We start from the raw sequence: 17,740 nt of genomic DNA on the forward strand, positions 1-17,740 counted from the left end.
ATCTACAGCGTTGGCTGTTTTCCCCTGCGCCTTTCAAGCCACCGCGTTGTTGTTTATCGCCTAGCGGTGGCTTGAAATTCATTGGGGATATTTTGTTTTTTTCCTCTGAGGAATTTCCGATGCACAGACCTTTCCGTTATACGCTACTGGCTTCATCGTTATGGTTTTCTTGCGGCGCGCTGGCGCAGCCGGCCGGCGATCTGCCGCTGATGCCCTGGCCGCAGCAGGTGGACGTGACGCAACCGGCGGGCAAGCTGATTTTGGATCACCAGTTGTCGTTAAGCGTGCAGGGTGACGACTTGGGCGACGTGCTGCCGCGCTGGCGCCAGCGCATCGAACTGCAGACCGGCTGGACGCTGGCGCCGATGGAAGAAGCGAACGGCGCGGCGATCAAGGTGGTGATCAAGGACCGGGTGGCGGCGCAGCCGCTGCCGGGCAGCGACGAAAGTTACCGGCTGGCGGTCACGCCGCAGGGCGCCACGCTGACCGCCAACACCCGCTTCGGCGCGCTGCGCGGCATGGAAACCCTGCTGCAGCTGCTGCAGACCGACGGGCAAAACACCTTCCTGCCGCTGGTGGATATCCGCGATGTGCCGCGCTTCCCGTGGCGCGGCGTCTTGTTGGATTCGGCGCGCCATTTCCTGCCGCTGCCGGACATTCTCCGCCAGCTCGACGGCATGGCGGCGGCCAAGCTTAACGTGTTCCACTGGCACCTGACCGACGATCAGGGCTGGCGCTTTGCCTCCGAGCATTATCCCAAACTGCAACAGCAGGCCAGCGACGGCCAGTTCTACACCCGCGAGCAGATGCGGCAGGTGGTGGCTTATGCCACGGCGCGCGGCATTCGCGTGGTGCCGGAGATCGACATGCCGGGGCACGCCTCCAGCATTGCGGTGGCCTATCCCGAGCTGATGAGCGCGCCGGGGCCGTATCGCATGGAGCGCGAGTGGGGCGTGCATAAGCCGACGCTCGATCCGACCCGCGACGAGGTGTATCAGTTTGTCGACACGATCGTCGGCGAGCTGGCGGCGATCTTCTCCGATCCTTATCTGCACATCGGCGGCGATGAGGTGGACGCCAGCCAGTGGCGGGCGTCGCCGTCGATTCAGGCGTTTATGCAGAAGAACGGGCTGGCGGATACCCATGCGCTGCAGGCCTACTTCAACCAGAAGCTGGAAAAGATCCTCGAGAAGCACCAGCGACAGATGGTCGGCTGGGACGAGATCTACCACCCGTCGCTGCCGCGTTCGATCGTCATTCAGTCTTGGCAGGGGCAAGACTCGCTGGGTGCCAGCGCGCAGGACGGCTATCAGGGCATTCTCTCCACCGGTTTCTACCTCGATCAGCCGCAAAGCACCGCCTATCACTACCGCAATGAAATTCTGCCGCAGCCGCTGGGGATCGAGACGGCGGTGCAACCCGGCGAGCAGGCGCAAAGCTGGCGCTTCAGCATGCCGCGTCTGAAGGGGAGCGCGGTGGAGGGCAGCTTCACGCTGATCGAGGGCAAGCAGGGCTGGCGCGGCTTTATCGATTTCAACGGCAAATCGCGCCGCGCGGTGCACGACATCGTCTGGCGCACGCCGCAGCAGGTGACGTTCCGCGTCGATACCTGGATGGGCGACACGCGGCCGGTGTTCACGCTGCAGCAGGACAAGCTCAGCGGCTATACGCTGGTCGGCAACGTGCGTTACCCCACCCGCGGCGACAAGCTGGCGGCGGTGCCGGCGGGCAAGATGCCGGTGGTGCCGGACGAGAAAGGGCAGGCCAACATTCTCGGCGGCGAAGCGGCGCTGTGGGCGGAAAACGTGCGCGCGCCGCTGCTCGATCTCAAGCTGTGGCCGCGCGCCTTCGCGGTGGCGGAGCGGCTGTGGTCGGCGCAGGACGTCACCGACGAAAGCAACATGTACCGGCGGCTGGCGGCGATCGACGCCTGGTCGGTGGTGTCGGTCGGCCTGCAGCAGCACGCGGAAACGGCGCGCGAATTCACCCGGCTGAGCAACAGCGTGCAGATCCTGCCGCTGCAGATCCTGGCCGAGGCGGTGGAGCCGGCGCAGTATTACACCCGCCAGCACCTGAAGTTCCAGGCCGGCAACTATCACCAGTTCGAACCACTGAATCGCTTTGCCGATGCGCTGCCGCCAGAGAGCAGCGCGGTGCGCGACATGCATGCCCAGGTCGCGGCCTTGTTGCAGGATAAGCGCGATAAGGCGGCGGCGCAGGCGCTGCGCGAACGGCTGCAGCGCTGGCAGGCGAACGGCGCTGCACTGCAGACGGCGATCGCGGGCAACCGCACGCTGCGCGATCTGGCGCCGGTGGCGCAGGACGTCGATGCTTTGGCCGCGCTGGGCTTAACGCTGCTGGATCGCCACCAGCAGGGCAAACCGCTGAGCCGGGCCGAGGCCGAGCAAGCGCAGCGCCGGCTGGATGCGGCGGCGCAGACGCGCGACGAAGTGGTGATTGCGGCGGTTTACCCGCTGGAGGCGCTGCTGCGGGGACTGCAAGCGGCGCCGTAAGGAGAGGTGGCGAATATACTGCGGGGCGTATTCCATATCTCGACATTGCGATGTGGTTGAAAGAGCAGAAACGACGGGCTGGTTGTAAAATCCAGCCCGATTTGTTCATTCAATACGGTTTACGCATTCAAAGGATTGATAATGCCGCATGTTTTTAATGTCCGATTGATTGGAGAACGCGCACTGGCTGCAACCAATGACCTCTTTGCTGAGGCCGGGTATGGCGTCCGGGTGCAAATGATGAATGCTAAAGATTTTGAGTGGTGCGTTGCGTTGGCTCGCCAACAACCTGAAGAGCGCCGTATTCCCTGGGCGTTGAATGGCGCCGCGTTGGGCGATCCTGACGGCTTTATGTTTAGCTTTAAGATACAGGGCATCGATGACCGGCCGGCAGGCGCCTGTCTCTGCCGGTTTTGTCCGGCTGCAGGCGAGCATCTGGCGATGTTAAATATTGAGATGCTGCAGAATTTTCGTATTAGAGACTCGAGCCTTGATGGCAATACGCTACGTTTTGCGCTCTATGTCGCCGTGCTCTTTATGGTGGAGACGGCATGCGCAGGTTTGCGCTTAATATCGCCGATTAATACGGAGTTGGCTGATTATTATATAAATCATCATCATTTTGTCGACCTCACCGGGGGGCTCAAACAGATACTTTATCGAGACGCTGAGGCGCTTTTCCTGTGGTTCCAGGAAGGTTTTTCGCCGCCGGCCTCATAATTGAAGGTGGGTGAAATTTGCGCAATAATGGCGAAATGCCGGTAGGGTCACAGGAGGTTCGCATGGTGATAAAGTCAACAAAACGTCAGGTAACAAAACCTGCCTCTTATGAGCTGAAGGTGTATAAATTCGGCATGGAAGGTGTAGATGCAGTGAACACCTATACATCTGAACAGATTGACCGCATAACGCCTCGCGGCAAACCGATTACGGCTTCGCGAGAAGAGGTTATCGCCGTTTTAAAACAGGCGGTTAAACAGGTTAACGCTTCATCCTCTCCGGCTGCTGAAACTTTGGGCTGTGTCCGTCGGCGCCCAGCATTCAAGTAATGTAAAAACGGCCAGTCTGCGCTGGCCGTGATTCGCGTGAGCGTCGATTAACGACGTACGGCGATGGCTTCGATTTCGATCTTCACGTCTTTTGGCAGACGCGCCACTTCCACGCAGGAGCGGGCCGGGAACGGCGCGCTGTGCTCGGTGAAGAAGGCTTCGTACGCGGCGTTGACGGTGGCGAAGTCGTTCAGGTCTTTCACGAACACGGTGGTTTTCACGATGTCGGCAACGATCAGGCCGGCGGCTTCGACGATCGCTTTGACGTTTTCCAGCGACTGGCGCGCCTGAGCGGCCACGTCGTCGGCAACGGCGCCGGTTTTCGGATCGACCGGGATCTGGCCGGAAGTGATGATCATGCTGCCCAGATCAACGCCCTGCACGTAAGGACCAATGGCTGCCGGGGCGAGTTCAGTGCTGATATTACGTGACATGTTTTCTCCTGATAGACCCGTTGTCTTTCACGCCGCCGCGCGGTCGGCCGCAGCGTAAAATTCGGTGGGTAGCAACGTGGGTAGAGTTATTTTCAGGCATCCATTATAGGGAGTGACGCGCAGATTAACAGCGCCGCTCCCGCTAAAAGGGCAGAATTCAGTCGGCCTGCAACACCACCTGATGCTCGAACTCTTTCTCGCAGTAGCGGCACTTCAGGTGCACTTCGCCGTCGCGCGGCTTCACGCTGAAGCTCGACGCTACCGGCTCGCTGCGGCTGATGCAGTTGCTGTTCGGGCAGGTCAGCACGCCGTCGATGTGATCCGGCAGGCTGAGGGTCAGCTTGCGCACCACTTCATAGTTATCGATGCGGTTTACCGTGGCCTTCGGCGCGTACATCGCCAGCTGGTTGGCCTGCTGCTCGGTCAGGAAGGTGTTCTCGATCTTGATCAGATCTTTGCGGCCCAGCTCGTTGGAGGGCAGGTTCAGGCCGATGGTGATGCGCTGGTCGGTGGCGGTCAGCTTGAACAGCGTCAGCAGTTTGAAACCGATCTGCGCCGGAATGTGGTCGATCACCGTGCCGCATTTGATCGCTTCGACCTGCAGTTTGTTGTCGTGAGTCATGGCGGTTCCCCCTTAAAGAGCCAAATCTGCGTTAAGCACCAGCGCCAGCAGCGCCTGGCGGGCGAAGATGCCGTTGCCCGCCTGCTGGAAGTAGTAAGCGTACGGCGTTTTATCTACGTCGGTGGCGATCTCGTCGATGCGCGGCAGCGGGTGCAGCACCTTGAGGTTGGCGCGCGCGCCGGCCAGATCCGCAGCGCGCAGCACGAACTGCGCCTTCACGTTGGCGTACTCGGACGGATCGAGGCGCTCTTTCTGTACCCGGGTCATGTAGAGAATATCCAGCTCCGGCACCACTTCTTCAATGCTGCTGTGCAGGCTGTACTCGATGCCTTTCTCTTCCAGCATTTTCAGGATGTAGGCCGGCATCGCCAGCGCGTCCGGGGCGATGAAGTAGAAACGGTTGCCTTCGAACTTGGCCAGCGCCTGGGTGAGCGAGTGCACGGTGCGGCCGTACTTCAGGTCGCCGACCATGGCGATGCTGAGGTTGCTCAGGCGGCCCTGGGTTTCCTGGATGGTGAACAGATCCAGCAGGGTCTGGGTCGGGTGCTGGTTGGCGCCGTCGCCGGCGTTGAGCACCGGCACATTGCCGGAGAATTCAGCGGCCATGCGCGCCGCGCCTTCCTGCGGGTGGCGCATCACGATGGCGTCCACGTAGGTGCTGATCACCGAGATGGTGTCGGCCAGGGTTTCGCCTTTCTTGCCGAGCGAGGTGTTGCTGCCATCGGCGAAGCCCACCACCGAGGCGCCGAGGCGGTGCATCGAGGTTTCGAACGACAGGCGAGTACGGGTCGAGGCTTCGAAGAAGCAGCTGGCGATCACCTTGTGTTTCAACAGTTCCGGCTGCGGGTTGGCTTTCAGACCGGCGGCGGTGCGCAGCACCAGCTCCAGATCCTCGCGGCTGAGATCGTTAATAGAGATGATGTGTTTGTGATACAGCGGGTTGGCCATTTTTCACTCCTCCTCGACGCGTGCCCGTGGCGCGGGACTTTGGGATATTCTCAAGGCAAAAAAAAGCCCCTCAATGAGGGGCTTGAAACGATCGGCTTAGCAACAGGAGAAACAACGGCAGCTGGCCGCCGATAGGCAGTCGGTTTTGTCGATTGTGGCTAACAAAACAAACGTCGTTTTTCATGCTTTCTCCTGGCAAATTGTGGCGCATTATACTCGCGCTTTTCGCCACTGCAAGCGTTAAAACGCCGTTTTTTGCCGCCCCGCAATCGATTGGCCGGCGATGGCCGCCCGCCGGCTATTTGCTGACGCGATCGTAGTAGACCATGTCGGCGTTCAGCCCCTGCTGGTAGCCTTTGACGTTGTCGCGCAGCACCACTTCGGTTTTGGCCTGATCGATAAACACGTAAGGCGAACTGCGCTGCAGCTCCTGCTGCATGGCGGTGTACAGCGCGCGGCGCTTGGCCGGATCGGCTTCGGCCAGCGCCGCCAGCGTCTGCTGGTTCAACTGCGGGATCTGCCAGCCGTTCAGTCCGGCTACCGTGCTGCTTTTGCCGTCGTTGTAGGCGAAGGCGCTGGCGTTGGAGTGGGCGTCGAAGTAATCCGGGATCCACAGGCGGATCGCCGCCTGATGCTGCCTGGCGCGCACGCGGGAGTAAACCTGGCTGCCCGCCGCCGGCAGCAGCTCTACCTTCACGCCGGCGGCGGCGAAGCTGCCCTGCAGCGCCTGTGCGATGGTGATGAACGGCGGCTTGTTCTCCACGTCCAGCGTAAAGGCGGCGTGGGTGATGCCCGCCTTGGCCAGGATGGCTTTCGCCTTGGCCGGATCGTAGCTGAACGGGTTGGTCTCCAGCGCGCCCGGCAGCCCGACCGGCAGGAAGCTCTGGTGCACGAAGTATTGGCCCTTCAGCAGATCCTTCGTGATGCCTTGATAATCCACCAGGTAGCGCGCCGCTTCCCAGAAGGCCGGGTTGTTCAGCAACGGATTGGCGCCGTTGCCGGTGTTGAACACCAGGTAGTTTTGCTCGGCGGACGGGATCTCCAGCACCTTGACGCCCGGCTGGTTCTTCAGCGTGTCGGTCTGATCGGCGCCCAGTTCACGGGCGATATCGGCGTCGCCCTGCTGGATCAGCAGGCGGCGGGTGGCCGGATCCGGCACGTTTTTAATGATGATGTTTTTCAGCTGCGGCTTGTCGCCCGGCGAGGTGGGGTTGGCGTCCAGCACGATCGCCTGATGCGGCTGATAGACGCGCATCTTGAACGGGCCGCTGCCGGCGGAGTGCATTTTCAGCCAGGCGTTGCCGAAGTCGCCGTCTTTAACGTTGGCCAGCGCCGCCTTGCTGTCGACGATCGAGGCGATCGGCGTCGAGAGGATATTCAGCGCCACCGCCGGGCTGACGTCCGCCGTCCAGCGCAGCTGCACGGTATGTTCGTCAATCTTCTTCAGCTGCGCGTCGATGTTGTCCGGCTGCCAGCCGAGCACGTTGAGGATGAACGCCGGCGATTTGTTCATCTTGACCGCGCGACTGTAGGAGAAGATCACGTCGTCGGCGGTCAGCGGGTTGCCGGAGGCGAACGCCGCCTGCGGCCGCAGTTTCACCGTCAGCGTTTTGGCCGCCGCATCGCTCTGCCAGCTTTCCGCCAGTACCGGTGCCACCTTGGCCGGATCGTCGCGATCCGCCTGCACCAATCGTTGATACAGGCTGGGCACCGTCTGGATGCTGGAGAGTTCGTTGGCTTCCGCCGGATCGAGGCTGACGATGTCATCCAGCGATTGCACCACCACCAGCGTATTCGGCGGCGTGGCGGCTAACGCGGCGGCGGGCAGGGCGGCGAGCAGGAACAGCGGCAAGAGTTTGGCTTTCATCGGTGTGTATCCCCTGAAGGCGCCGCCAGGCGGCGCTGAGAACGGTTTGTTATCGTTGGTTTTTACGGCGCGGGTGCCGTCGGCCTGTCACGGTAGAACCTTTGCCCGCGGCGGGCAAAGGTCAATCCGCTATTTGATATTCCAGGAATATATTAGCCGCCCTGGCCGGGGGCGCCAGGGCGGAGGGGAGGACTGTCAGAGGGTTTCGCTCAGCGTGGCGACCAGCACCGCCTTGATGGTGTGCAGCCGGTTTTCCGCCTGATCGAACACCACGCTGTGCGCCGATTCGAACACCTCGTCGGTCACTTCCATGCCGCCGTGCAGATCGTACTGCTGCGCCATCTGCTTGCCGAGCGTGGTTTGATCGTCGTGGAACGCCGGCAGGCAGTGCAGGAACTTCACGTTCGGGTTGCCGGTCAGCTTCAGCATCGCCATGTTGACCTGATACGGCCGCAGCAGCGCGATACGCTCCTGCCAGGTCTCTTTTGGTTCGCCCATCGACACCCACACGTCGGTGTAGAGGAAGTCGGCGTCTTGCACCCCTTCGGCGATGTCTTCGGTCAGGGTGAGTTTCGCGCCGGTTTGCTGTGCCAGCGCCTGGCACTCGGCCACCAGCTCCGGCTGCGGCCAGCAGGCCTTCGGCGCCACCAGCCGCAGATCCATGCCCGCCAGCGCGGCGGCTTCCAGCAGCGTGTTGCCCATGTTGTTGCGCGCGTCGCCGACGTACGCCAGTTTCACTTCACTCAGCGCCTTGCCCGGCAGGTGCTCCTGCACGGTGAGCAGATCCGCCAGCAGTTGGGTGGGGTGGAACTCGTCGGTCAGGCCGTTCCATACTGGCACGCCGGCGTATTCCGCCAGGGTTTCCACCAGCGCCTGGCCGTAGCCGCGATACTGAATACCGTCGTACAGGCGGCCCAGCACCCGGGCGGTGTCTTTCATCGACTCTTTATGGCCGATCTGGCTGCCGCTCGGGCCGAGGTAAGTGACCTGGGCGCCTTGATCGAATGCGGCAACTTCGAAAGAGCATCGCGTGCGGGTCGAGTCTTTTTCGAAGATGAGCGCAATGTTTTTGCCCTGCAGCCGGCGCTGTTCCTGCCCCTGCTTCTTGGCCTGCTTCAGATCGGCCGACAGCCGCAGCAGCGCCTGCAGCTCGTCGGGGGTGAAATCCATTAACCTCAGAAAGTGACGTTGGTAGAACGCATTGCCGGTGCTCATAGTCCGATTCCCTGATTGCTTAATTGAATTAAAATTCACTTTATATGTATGAATATTCAATTTCAACCCCGGCGAGGAAATCTTTCACGTTTATCGTGGAAGCAATGTCGGCGGTGTGTGAAAATAGAAGGAATGAAGGCCATTTGACTTGAGGATATAGGCATGGCAAACCGCGAATTGCTGGAAGAACAACGTGAAGAGACCCGCCTGATCATCGAAGAACTGCTGGAAGACGGCAGCGATCCGGACGCGCTCTACACCATCGAGCACCATCTGTCCGCCGAGAAATTTGAGGTTCTGGAGCAGGCCGCCGTTGAAGCCTTCAAGCTGGGCTACGAAGTGACCGACGCCGAAGAGCTGGAAGTGGAAGACGGCTCGATGGTGATGTGCTGCGACGTGATCAGCGAAGTCGGCCTGAACGCCGAGCTGATCGACGCTCAGGTCGAGCAGCTGGTGGCGCTGGCGGAGCGCTGCGGCGTCAACTACGACGGCTGGGGCACCTACTTCGAAGATCCGAACGGTGAAGACGGTGAGGATGACGAAGACGGCGACTACATCGACGAAGACGACGACGGCAAACGCCACTGATTAACCCCGCTTATTCACATGGGCCGGTTCTCGCCGGCCCCTGATATCCCCGTCGTCTTTCAAGCTGCAGCGTTGTTGGCTGCACTCCCTCACCCCAGTCACTTACCTAAGTAAGCTCCTGGGGATGAGTGAGCTGGCCGCCTAGCTGCAACTTGAAATACATAGGGCAATGACGCCATGACATACCAATCCCTGTTAGCCCCGATTTTAAGCTTCCTGCACTGTGAAACTCCCGACGCCTGGATCGACGCCGCGCGCCGTCCGGAAAACCTGCAGCTGTTGCTGACCGACCACCTGGTGTGCGAGCTGAAAGCCGCGCAGACCGGCATGTGGCTGATCCGCCGCTACGTGGCGGACAAAGAGAGCGGAGACGCGCTATTGGCGCTGCTGCGGCCCTACGAGGCGTTTCTGCACGAAGCGCAGGGCGCACCGGACACGCTGTTTCGCCAGGGCCAGTTCACCCGCAAGATCCTGCCGAAAAACGGCTCGGCCTACGGCCAGGATCTGGCGGATCGCATGGTGCTGTTGATCAAGGAAGAGTTGCATCACTTCTCGCAGGTGCTGGAGATCATGCAGGCGCGCGGGATCCCGTATCGCAAGATCACCGCCAGCCGCTACGCCAAGGGCATGATCCGCGAGATCCGCACCCACGATCCGGCGACGCTGATCGACAAACTGATCTGCGGCGCCTACATCGAAGCGCGATCCTGCGAACGCTTCGCCAAACTGGCGCCGCATCTGGACGACGAGCTGAACCGCTTTTACGTCTCGCTGCTGCGATCCGAAGCGCGCCATTATCAGGACTACCTGACGCTGGCCGAACAGATCGCCGGCGGCGACATCAGCGAACGTGTAGCGCATTTCGGCCGTCTCGAAGCTGAGCTGATCCTGTCGCCGGACAGCGAGCTGCGCTTCCACAGCGGCGTGCCCGCCGCCGCCTGACGTTGAGGCGCGCCCTTACTGCGGCGCGCCCAGCAACAGGTCCACTGCCTTTTCCGCCAGCATGATGGTCGGCGCATTGGTGTTGCCGCTGGTGAGCTGCGGCATCACCGAGCAGTCGATCACCCGCAGCCGTTCAAAACCGTGCACCCGCAGCTGCGGATCGGTCACCGCGTCCTGCGGCGACGGCCCCATACGGCAGCTGCCCACCGGGTGATACACCGTCTTGCAGAAGTTGCGCACGAACTCTTCCAGCTGCGCCTCGTCGCGCGTCCACTCCGGCTGCGGCATCAGCAGATCTTTGATCAGCGGCTTCAGCGCCGCGGTTTGCAGGAAGCCCAGGCCGAACTTCACCGCGCGCACGCTGCCGGCCAGATCGTCCGGGTGGCCGAGGTAGTTGGCGTGCAGCTTGACCGGATCGCGCGGGTTGCTGCTGCGCAGCAGCACTTCGCCGCGCGCCTTCGGCTGCAGATAGCCGACCTTGAGTGTGAAGCCGTGAATGTTCGGCAGCGGCTCGCCGGGCACGTCGTCCCAGCTGTCCAGCAGCGGCAGGAAGTGGATTTGTACGTCCGGCCGGCCGTCGCCCTGGCTGTCGGTGAAGGCGGCGCCTTCCAGCACGTTGGACGAGAGCACGCCGCTGCGAAACGCCAGCCACTGCGCGCCGTGGCTCAGCGCCTGCAGGCCGCGATCGGCGCCGAACAGGCTGATCGGCTCGTGGGTGCTGACGTTGATCGACATGTGCAGGTGGTCGTGGAAGTTTTTACCCACCGGCAGATCCGCCCGCACCTCGATGCCCAGCTGTTGCAGGTGGTCGCGCGGGCCGATGCCGGAGAGCATCAGCAGCTTCGGCGAACCGACCGCGCCGGCGCTGACGATCACCTCTTTGGTGGCGCGCGCGGTGACTTCCGCGCCGCCGTTCTGGCTGTAGACCACGCCGGTGGCGACGTTGCCCTCGAAGGTCAGCCGGTGCGCCAGGGCGTTCAGTTTCACCACCAGCCGCCGTTCGTCGCGCACCGCCTTCAGGTAGGTGCGGGCGGTGCTGGCGCGTTCGCCGTTGTGGGTGGTGGTTTGGTAGAAACCGACGCCGTGCTGGCTGTCGCCGTTGAAGTCGTTGCGATAGGGCAGGTTCAGCTCCTGGCCGGCGCGGATACACGCCATGCTGAGCGGGTGGCGGTAGCGGTTTTCGCTGACCGGCAGCAGCCCGTCGGCGCCGTGGTAGTCGTCCGACAGGCTTTCGTTGGCCTCGGCGCGTTTGAAATAGGGCAGCACCTCCCGGTAGCTCCAGCCGGTGCAGCCGTAGCGGTCGGCCCAGTCGTCGTAGTCCTGCGGCTGGCCGCGCAGGTAGATCATGCCGTTGACCGAGCTGCTGCCGCCCAGTACCTTGCCCTGTGCGATCTGCATGCGGCGGTTGTTGGCGTGCGGTTCCGGTTCCGTCTCGTAGGGCCAGCTCTTTTTGGCGATGATCTTGGCCACCCCGGCCGGCATCTTGATGAACAGGTTATTGTCGTCGCCGCCGGCTTCCAGCAGCAGCACCCGCGCCTGGGTGCGGCGGATCAGCTGCGCCGCCAGCACGCAGCCGGCGGAACCGGCGCCGACGATGATGTAATCAAAGGTATTTTCCGACATGACAGCTCTCCGTGCGCGATTGGGATACTGGCAGAGTAACGCGGGGGGAAAAGCGGTCAATTTGCGATCGTTAATTTATTAACGAACTTCACATTAAATTTACATCGTGGTTTTTAACGTCAGTTTATCTGCTTGAAAAACGGCGTTATAGTGAGTTTTACTGATTGATTGCGATATTAATAAAATGGCGCAGCAAGCTACGCCATGATAGAGAGGCGGGGGACGATTACAGCGTTTTCAGCATGGTGACTTCGCAATCGACGTGGCCGGTGGCGCCCATCGCGTGGTCGATGTGTTCGAAGCCCAGGTGTTCGTACAGCGCAACGGCCTGCGTCAGGCTGGCGGTGGTCTCGAGGTAACAACAGCGGAAGCCGTGCTGGCGGGCGAAATCCAGCGCCTGCAGCGCCAGGCGCTTCGCCAATCCCTTGCCGCGCAACACCGGCAGGAAATACATCTTCTGCAATTCGCAAATATCGTCTGCGCCGCCCTGCAGCGGCGCGATGCCGCCGCCGCCGGCGACCTGACCGTCCACCTCGATCACCCAGTAAGCGCTGCGCGGCAGGCTGTAGAGCTGATACAGGGCGTCCAGATTGGGATCGGAGACGGTATAGCCTTTATCCGCCGTCAGGCCGTGCTCGGCAGAGACTTCGCGAATGACGTGAGCAATGGCGGGATTGTCTTCCGCCGTGATGGGGCGCACCAGCAGGCGCGCCGGGGTTGCTGTTGTCATGTTTACACTCGCCATTGAAAGAGACCACGTTCATTTTCGTTTTTATCGCAGCACGAAACGCGCCGGGGGTTATTTCCCGGCGGCGTCCCTGCAGCAGTAATATCTTGTAATAACATCTAACCCGGCCCGGATGCAACGGCGATAAAAAAACAGCGGGGAAGACCCCGCTGTTTTTCAGGCGTTGGCGTGAGCCGGTGGATTACAGCGCGGCGATGGTCGCCTGCTGTTCCTGCAGCTTCACTTTGCCTTCTTTGCAGGCCGCCAGACGATCGCGCTCTTTGGCGACCACCGCTTCCGGCGCGCGCGCCACGAAGCCTTCGTTCGCCAGCTTGCCTTCGATCGAAGCGATTTCCGCATCCAGCTTGCCCATCTCTTTCGCCAGGCGCGCGATCTCGGCGTCCTTGTCGATGAAACCGGCCATCGGGATCAGCAGCTCGGCGCCGTCCACCAGTTTGGTGACGGAGACCGGGCCTTTATCACCGGCCGGCAGCAGCGCGATGGATTCCAGGCGCGCCAGACGGGCGATAAAGCTTTGGTTCTCCTGCACGCGGCGCTGGGCGTCGGCGCTGCAGTTGCGCAGCAGTACGTCGAGCGCTTTGCTTGGCGCGATGTTCATCTCGGCGCGGATGTTGCGCACGGCGATGATGGTTTGTTTGATCCACTCCAGATCGTTCAGCGCCTGCTCGTCTTCCAGCGCGGCGTCGTAGGCCGGGAACGGCTGCAGCATGATGGTGTCTGCGGTCGTGCCGGTCAGCGGCTTCACGCGCTGCCAGATGGTTTCGGTGATGAACGGAATGATCGGGTGCGCCAGGCGCAGCAGCGCTTCCAGCACGGTGATCAGCGTGTGGCGGGTGCCGCGCTGTTCCGCTTCGCTGCCGTTGCTCACGACAGGCTTGGTCAGCTCCAGATACCAGTCGCAGAACTGGTTCCAGGTGAATTCGTACAGGATGTTGGCCGCCAGATCGAAGCGGTAGGTGTCCAGCGCTTCGCGGTAGGCTTTCACCGTGCGGTTGAATTCGGCCAGGATCCAGCGATCCGCCAGCGACAGCACTTTCTCGCCGCCGTTGAAGCCGCAGTCGTGCGCTTCGGTGTTCATCAGCACGAAGCGGCTGGCGTTCCACAGCTTGTTACAGAAGTTGCGGTAGCCTTCCAGGCGCTTCATGTCCCAGTTGATGTCGCGGCCGGTCGAGGCCAGCGCCGCCAGGGTGAAGCGCAGGGCGTCGGTGCCGTGCGGTTCGATGCCGTTCGGGAACTGCTTCTCGGTGCGCTTGCGGATTTTTTCCGCCAGCTGCGGCTGCATCATGTTGCCGGTGCGTTTTTCCAGCAGATCTTCCAGCGAGATGCCGTCGACCATGTCCAGCGGATCGATCACGTTGCCTTTCGACTTGGACATCTTCTGGCCTTCGTCGTCGCGGATCAGACCGGTCATGTAGACGGTCTTGAACGGCACCTGCGGCTTGCCGTTTTCATCCTTGATGAAGTGCATGGTCAGCATGATCATGCGCGCGATCCAGAAGAAGATGATGTCGAAGCCGCTGACCATCACGCTGGTCGGGTGGAAGGTTTTCAGCGCGTCGGTCTGCTCTGGCCAGCCCAGGGTAGAGAAGGTCCACAGGCCGGACGAGAACCAGGTGTCCAGCACGTCTTCGTCCTGGGTCAGCACCACGTCGGCGCCCAGGTTGTTCTCGCTGCGCACTTCTTCTTCGCTGCGGCCCACGTAGACTTTGCCGTTCACGTCATACCAGGCCGGGATGCGGTGGCCCCACCACAGCTGACGCGAGATGCACCAGTCCTGAATGTCACGCATCCAGCTGAAGTACATGTTTTCGTACTGCTTCGGCACGAACTCGATTTGGCCCTGTTCGACCGCTTCCACCGCCACTTTGGCCAGCGGCGCGGTGCGCACGTACCATTGGTCGGTCAGCATCGGCTCGATCACCACGCCGCCGCGGTCGCCGTAAGGCACCGTCAGGTCGTGCGGTTTGATCTCGTCCAGCAGGCCCAGATTATCGAAGGCGGCAACCACCGCTTTACGCGCCGCGAAGCGCTCCAGGCCACGGAACTCGGCCGGGATCTCGTTGCAGTAGTCGGTGCAGACTTCGCCCAGGGTGTTGAACACTTCCGCTTCCTGGCGGATGTCGCCGTCGAAGGTCAGAATGTTGATCATCGGCAGGCCGTGGCGTTTGCCGACTTCGTAGTCGTTGAAATCGTGCGCCGGGGTGATCTTCACGCAGCCGGTGCCTTTTTCCATATCGGCGTGTTCGTCGCCGACGATGCGGATGCGGCGGCCGACCAGCGGCATAATGATCTCTTTGCCGATCAGATCTTTATAGCGCGGATCTTCCGGGTTGACCGCCACGCCGGTATCGCCCAGCACGGTTTCCGGACGGGTGGTGGCGACCACCAGATAGTCTTTGCCCTCGGCGGTTTTCGCGCCGTCGGCCAGCGGGTAGCGCAGGTGCCACATGGAGCCTTTGGATTCGCGGTTTTCCACTTCCAGATCGGAGATGGCGGTGCGCAGCTTCGGATCCCAGTTCACCAGGCGCTTGCCGCGGTAGATCAGGTCTTCTTTGTGCAGACGGACAAACACTTCGCGCACCGCGTTCGACAGGCCTTCGTCCATGGTGAAGCGCTCGCGCTCCCAGTCCACGGAGTTGCCCAGACGGCGCATCTGGCGGGTGATGGTGCCGCCGGATTCCGCCTTCCACTGCCAGATTTTGTCGATGAACGCGTCACGGCCGTAGTCGTGGCGGGTTTTGCCTTCTTCCGCGGCGATTTTGCGCTCCACCACCATCTGGGTGGCGATGCCGGCGTGGTCGGTGCCCGCCTGCCACAGGGTGTTTTTACCCTGCATGCGCTGATAGCGAATCATGGTGTCCATGATGGTCTGCTGGAACGCGTGGCCCATGTGCAGGCTGCCGGTGACGTTCGGCGGCGGGATCATGATGCAGAAGCTTTCCTGGCTGGTGTCGCCGTTCGGCTTGAAGTAACCCTGATTCTCCCAATGATCGTACAGCTTCTGTTCGATCTGTTTTGGGTCGTATGCGGTGTCGAGCTGACTGTTTGTCTTTTCCATTCTTTATCGTATTCAGTGAGTTGGCGGCGTAGCCGTGGTCAAATGGAAGCCGACGCTGCGATAGGCCTTGTAACGGTCGCGCGCCAACTGTTTCAGAGTGTCTTCGTAAGGAACGAAGTCTACCACTTCATGGAAAGCGGTAGCAAAATCGGCAAACTGCGGCAGCAGGGCGATCAGCAGATCGCGCGGGGCATTGCCGCGCTTGCCGGGCCAGCACAGTTCTACCGGCGCGCCGTAGTGCGGCCCTTCGCCGGCCAGGTTGTGCGGCACGAATTCATGCGGCTCGCGCTGCCACAGCGCTTCGTCCAGCCGCTGGGCCTGCTCCTGGCTCTCGCAGGCGATCAGCACCCGCTTGCCGGCACGCCAGCGTTCGGCGGCAACGGCGCAGGCCACGGCCTCATGGGCGCTGAGCGCGCCTGACGGTTCCGCGTTGTCGAGCAAATAAAACGTCGCCTGTTTCATTAAGGATCCACCGCTGCCGATAAAAAAATGTAGGGGCACAGCATGCTGTGCCCCTTGGGATTATACCTGAATTACCGCTCAGATTTAATCGTCGCCGTTCAGGCCCGCGCGGTTCAATAGGAACTGCGACAGCAGCGCCACCGGGCGGCCGGTCGCGCCCTTGGCTTTACCGGAGCGCCAGGCGGTGCCGGCGATATCCAGGTGCGCCCAGGTGTACTTGCGGGTGAAGCGCGACAGGAAGCAGGCGGCGGTGATGGCGCCGCCAGGGCGGCCACCGATGTTCGCCATGTCGGCGAAGTTGGAGTCCAGCTGCTCGTAGTACTCGTCGGCCATCGGCAGGCGCCAGGCGCGGTCGCCGGCCTGCTCGGAAGCGCCCAGCAGCTCGTGCGCCAGCGGGTTGTGGTTCGACATCAGGCCGGTGATGTGGTGGCCCAAGGCGATCACGCAGGCGCCGGTCAGGGTGGCGATGTCGATCACCAGCTCCGGCTCGAAGCGTTCGACGTAGGTCAGGGTGTCGCACAGCACCAGGCGGCCTTCGGCGTCGGTGTTGAGCACCTCGACGGTCTGGCCGGACATGGTGGTCAGCACGTCGCCCGGACGGTAAGCACGGCCGCCCGGCATGTTTTCACAGCCGGCCAGCACGCCGATCACGTTCAGCGGCAGGTTCAGCTCCGCCACCACGCGCATCACGCCGTACACGGTCGCCGCGCCGCACATGTCGTATTTCATCTCGTCCATGCCGTCGGCCGGTTTGATCGAGATGCCGCCGGAGTCGAAGGTCAGCCCTTTGCCTACCAGCACGATCGGCTTAGCGTCCGGATTTGGGTTGCCCTTATATTCCATCACCGACATCAATGATTCGTTCTGCGAACCGGCGCCGACCGCCAGATAGGCGTTCATGCCCAGCTCTTTCATCTGCTGTTCGCCGATGACGCGGGTGGTGATGTGGGTGCTGAAGGCGTCCGCCAGCTGGCGGGCCTGCGAGGCCAGGTAGCCGGCGTTACAGATGTTCGGCGGCATGTTGCCGAGATCTTTGGCCGCCTTGATGCCGGAAGCCACCGCCAGGCCGTGCTGGATAGCGCGCTCGCCGCTGGTGAGCTCACGGCGGGTCGGTACGTTGAACACCATTTTGCGCAGCGGACGACGCGGCTCCACCTTGTTGCTTTTCAGCTGATCGAAGGTGTAGAGCGTCTCTTTGGCGGTTTCTACCGCCTGACGCACTTTCCAGTAGGTATTGCGGCCTTTCACGTGCAGTTCGGTCAGGAAGCAGACCGCTTCCATCGAGCCGGTGTCGTTGAGGGTATTGATGGTTTTCTGGATCACCTGCTTGTATTGGCGCTCATCGAGCTCGCGCTCTTTGCCGCAGCCGATCAGCAGGATGCGCTCGGAGAGAATGTTGGGCACATGGTGCAGTAGCAGCGTCTGCCCGACCTTGCCTTCCAGTTCGCCACGGCGCAGCAATGCGCTGATATAACCATCACTGATTTTGTCGAGTTGTTCTGCGATAGGGGACAGGCGGCGCGGTTCGAAAACGCCGACTACAATACAGGCACTGCGCTGTTTTTCCGGGCTACCGCTTTTTACACTGAACTCCATGCACTCTCCTGAATCTTAAAGACAAAGGCGGACGCTACGGCTAGAATAACCGACTCCGTAACGATCTCCTGCCAT

General features: G+C 61.6%; 15 protein-coding genes. 5 read left to right on the forward strand and 10 right to left on the reverse strand.

Going from position 1 to position 17,740, the window contains the following annotated elements:
- Nucleotides 1–119 precede the first annotated feature (119 nt).
- From AC4PR2_RS13135 to AC4PR2_RS13145, 3 genes are all read left to right on the forward strand, one after another.
- Nucleotides 120–2,513 carry a beta-N-acetylhexosaminidase gene (locus AC4PR2_RS13135; RefSeq protein WP_346420381.1) on the forward strand — a complete coding sequence of 798 codons (2,394 nt, stop codon included), beginning with the start codon at nucleotides 120–122 and terminating at the stop codon, nucleotides 2,511–2,513.
- Between the two features lie 141 nt (nucleotides 2,514–2,654).
- The gene (locus tag AC4PR2_RS13140; protein ID WP_346420380.1) at nucleotides 2,655–3,233 is read left to right on the forward strand and encodes a hypothetical protein; all 579 of its coding nucleotides are present in this window, start codon (nucleotides 2,655–2,657) and stop codon (nucleotides 3,231–3,233) included.
- A gap of 62 nt (nucleotides 3,234–3,295) precedes the next feature.
- Entirely contained in the window at nucleotides 3,296–3,562 is a 267-nt protein-coding gene (locus tag AC4PR2_RS13145) for a hypothetical protein (protein WP_084826923.1), read from the forward strand.
- A 47-nt stretch (nucleotides 3,563–3,609) separates the two neighbouring features.
- On the opposite strand, the gene ridA is transcribed toward AC4PR2_RS13145, so the two are convergent.
- The 5 genes from ridA to argF all read right to left on the reverse strand — a co-directional run bounded on the left by ridA (nucleotide 3,610) and on the right by argF (nucleotide 8,648).
- Nucleotides 3,610–3,996, reverse strand: coding sequence for a 2-iminobutanoate/2-iminopropanoate deaminase (gene ridA / locus AC4PR2_RS13150; protein WP_004933379.1), 387 nt, complete (start codon nucleotides 3,994–3,996; stop codon nucleotides 3,610–3,612).
- A gap of 157 nt (nucleotides 3,997–4,153) precedes the next feature.
- Nucleotides 4,154–4,618, reverse strand: a complete 465-nt coding sequence (gene pyrI, locus AC4PR2_RS13155; protein ID WP_038879023.1) for an aspartate carbamoyltransferase regulatory subunit — start codon at nucleotides 4,616–4,618, stop codon at nucleotides 4,154–4,156.
- Nucleotides 4,619–4,630: 12 nt separating this feature from the next.
- The gene (gene pyrB, locus AC4PR2_RS13160; protein WP_038879020.1) at nucleotides 4,631–5,566 is read right to left on the reverse strand and encodes an aspartate carbamoyltransferase; all 936 of its coding nucleotides are present in this window, start codon (nucleotides 5,564–5,566) and stop codon (nucleotides 4,631–4,633) included.
- 298 nt (nucleotides 5,567–5,864) lie between these two features.
- Nucleotides 5,865–7,433: an ABC transporter substrate-binding protein gene (locus tag AC4PR2_RS13165; RefSeq protein ID WP_346420379.1), complete on the reverse strand. Its 1,569-nt coding sequence runs from the start codon at nucleotides 7,431–7,433 to the stop codon at nucleotides 5,865–5,867.
- Between the two features lie 195 nt (nucleotides 7,434–7,628).
- Entirely contained in the window at nucleotides 7,629–8,648 is a 1,020-nt protein-coding gene (gene argF / locus AC4PR2_RS13170) for an ornithine carbamoyltransferase (RefSeq protein WP_110157243.1), read from the reverse strand.
- A gap of 162 nt (nucleotides 8,649–8,810) precedes the next feature.
- Here argF and rraB point away from each other — a divergent pair, with 162 nt between their 5' ends.
- Nucleotides 8,811–9,236 carry a ribonuclease E inhibitor RraB gene (rraB, locus tag AC4PR2_RS13175; RefSeq protein WP_025305115.1) on the forward strand — a complete coding sequence of 142 codons (426 nt, stop codon included), beginning with the start codon at nucleotides 8,811–8,813 and terminating at the stop codon, nucleotides 9,234–9,236.
- 177 nt (nucleotides 9,237–9,413) lie between these two features.
- Entirely contained in the window at nucleotides 9,414–10,178 is a 765-nt protein-coding gene (gene miaE / locus AC4PR2_RS13180) for a tRNA isopentenyl-2-thiomethyl-A-37 hydroxylase MiaE (RefSeq protein ID WP_015376459.1), read from the forward strand.
- A gap of 15 nt (nucleotides 10,179–10,193) precedes the next feature.
- Here miaE and AC4PR2_RS13185 read toward each other — a convergent pair whose 3' ends face one another.
- The 5 genes from AC4PR2_RS13185 to pepA form a co-directional block, all read right to left on the reverse strand.
- Nucleotides 10,194–11,801 carry a GMC family oxidoreductase gene (locus AC4PR2_RS13185; protein ID WP_492175199.1) on the reverse strand — a complete coding sequence of 536 codons (1,608 nt, stop codon included), beginning with the start codon at nucleotides 11,799–11,801 and terminating at the stop codon, nucleotides 10,194–10,196.
- A 226-nt stretch (nucleotides 11,802–12,027) separates the two neighbouring features.
- The gene (locus tag AC4PR2_RS13190) at nucleotides 12,028–12,531 is read right to left on the reverse strand and encodes a GNAT family N-acetyltransferase (RefSeq protein ID WP_004933360.1); all 504 of its coding nucleotides are present in this window, start codon (nucleotides 12,529–12,531) and stop codon (nucleotides 12,028–12,030) included.
- A gap of 199 nt (nucleotides 12,532–12,730) precedes the next feature.
- The gene (locus AC4PR2_RS13195) at nucleotides 12,731–15,607 is read right to left on the reverse strand and encodes a valine--tRNA ligase (RefSeq protein ID WP_492175201.1); all 2,877 of its coding nucleotides are present in this window, start codon (nucleotides 15,605–15,607) and stop codon (nucleotides 12,731–12,733) included.
- Between the two features lie 12 nt (nucleotides 15,608–15,619).
- Complete coding sequence (locus AC4PR2_RS13200; protein ID WP_019453292.1) at nucleotides 15,620–16,069, reverse strand: DNA polymerase III subunit chi; 450 nt, start codon at nucleotides 16,067–16,069, stop codon at nucleotides 15,620–15,622.
- 84 nt (nucleotides 16,070–16,153) lie between these two features.
- On the reverse strand, nucleotides 16,154–17,665 hold the full coding sequence (gene pepA / locus AC4PR2_RS13205; protein ID WP_033636874.1) for a leucyl aminopeptidase: 1,512 nt from the start codon (nucleotides 17,663–17,665) through the stop codon (nucleotides 16,154–16,156).
- Between the last annotated feature and the right edge of the window lie 75 nt (nucleotides 17,666–17,740).

The organism is Serratia sp. A07 (assembly GCF_058725505.1).

What these genes read in the sequence shown, in the direction of transcription:
- ridA (WP_004933379.1), bottom strand. Translation starts at nt 3,996, where the DNA reads ATGTCACGTAATATCAGCACTGAACTCGCCCCGGCAGCCATTGGTCCT.
- pyrB (WP_038879020.1), bottom strand. Translation starts at nt 5,566, where the DNA reads ATGGCCAACCCGCTGTATCACAAACACATCATCTCTATTAACGATCTC.
- AC4PR2_RS13185 (WP_492175199.1), bottom strand. Translation starts at nt 11,801, where the DNA reads ATGTCGGAAAATACCTTTGATTACATCATCGTCGGCGCCGGTTCCGCC.
- pepA (WP_033636874.1), bottom strand. Translation starts at nt 17,665, where the DNA reads ATGGAGTTCAGTGTAAAAAGCGGTAGCCCGGAAAAACAGCGCAGTGCC.
- AC4PR2_RS13195 (WP_492175201.1), bottom strand. Translation starts at nt 15,607, where the DNA reads ATGGAAAAGACAAACAGTCAGCTCGACACCGCATACGACCCAAAACAG.
- AC4PR2_RS13190 (WP_004933360.1), bottom strand. Translation starts at nt 12,531, where the DNA reads ATGACAACAGCAACCCCGGCGCGCCTGCTGGTGCGCCCCATCACGGCG.
- pyrI (WP_038879023.1), bottom strand. Translation starts at nt 4,618, where the DNA reads ATGACTCACGACAACAAACTGCAGGTCGAAGCGATCAAATGCGGCACG.
- AC4PR2_RS13165 (WP_346420379.1), bottom strand. Translation starts at nt 7,433, where the DNA reads ATGAAAGCCAAACTCTTGCCGCTGTTCCTGCTCGCCGCCCTGCCCGCC.
- AC4PR2_RS13200 (WP_019453292.1), bottom strand. Translation starts at nt 16,069, where the DNA reads ATGAAACAGGCGACGTTTTATTTGCTCGACAACGCGGAACCGTCAGGC.
- argF (WP_110157243.1), bottom strand. Translation starts at nt 8,648, where the DNA reads ATGAGCACCGGCAATGCGTTCTACCAACGTCACTTTCTGAGGTTAATG.
- rraB (WP_025305115.1), top strand. Translation starts at nt 8,811, where the DNA reads ATGGCAAACCGCGAATTGCTGGAAGAACAACGTGAAGAGACCCGCCTG.
- AC4PR2_RS13145 (WP_084826923.1), top strand. Translation starts at nt 3,296, where the DNA reads ATGGTGATAAAGTCAACAAAACGTCAGGTAACAAAACCTGCCTCTTAT.
- miaE (WP_015376459.1), top strand. Translation starts at nt 9,414, where the DNA reads ATGACATACCAATCCCTGTTAGCCCCGATTTTAAGCTTCCTGCACTGT.
- AC4PR2_RS13135 (WP_346420381.1), top strand. Translation starts at nt 120, where the DNA reads ATGCACAGACCTTTCCGTTATACGCTACTGGCTTCATCGTTATGGTTT.
- AC4PR2_RS13140 (WP_346420380.1), top strand. Translation starts at nt 2,655, where the DNA reads ATGCCGCATGTTTTTAATGTCCGATTGATTGGAGAACGCGCACTGGCT.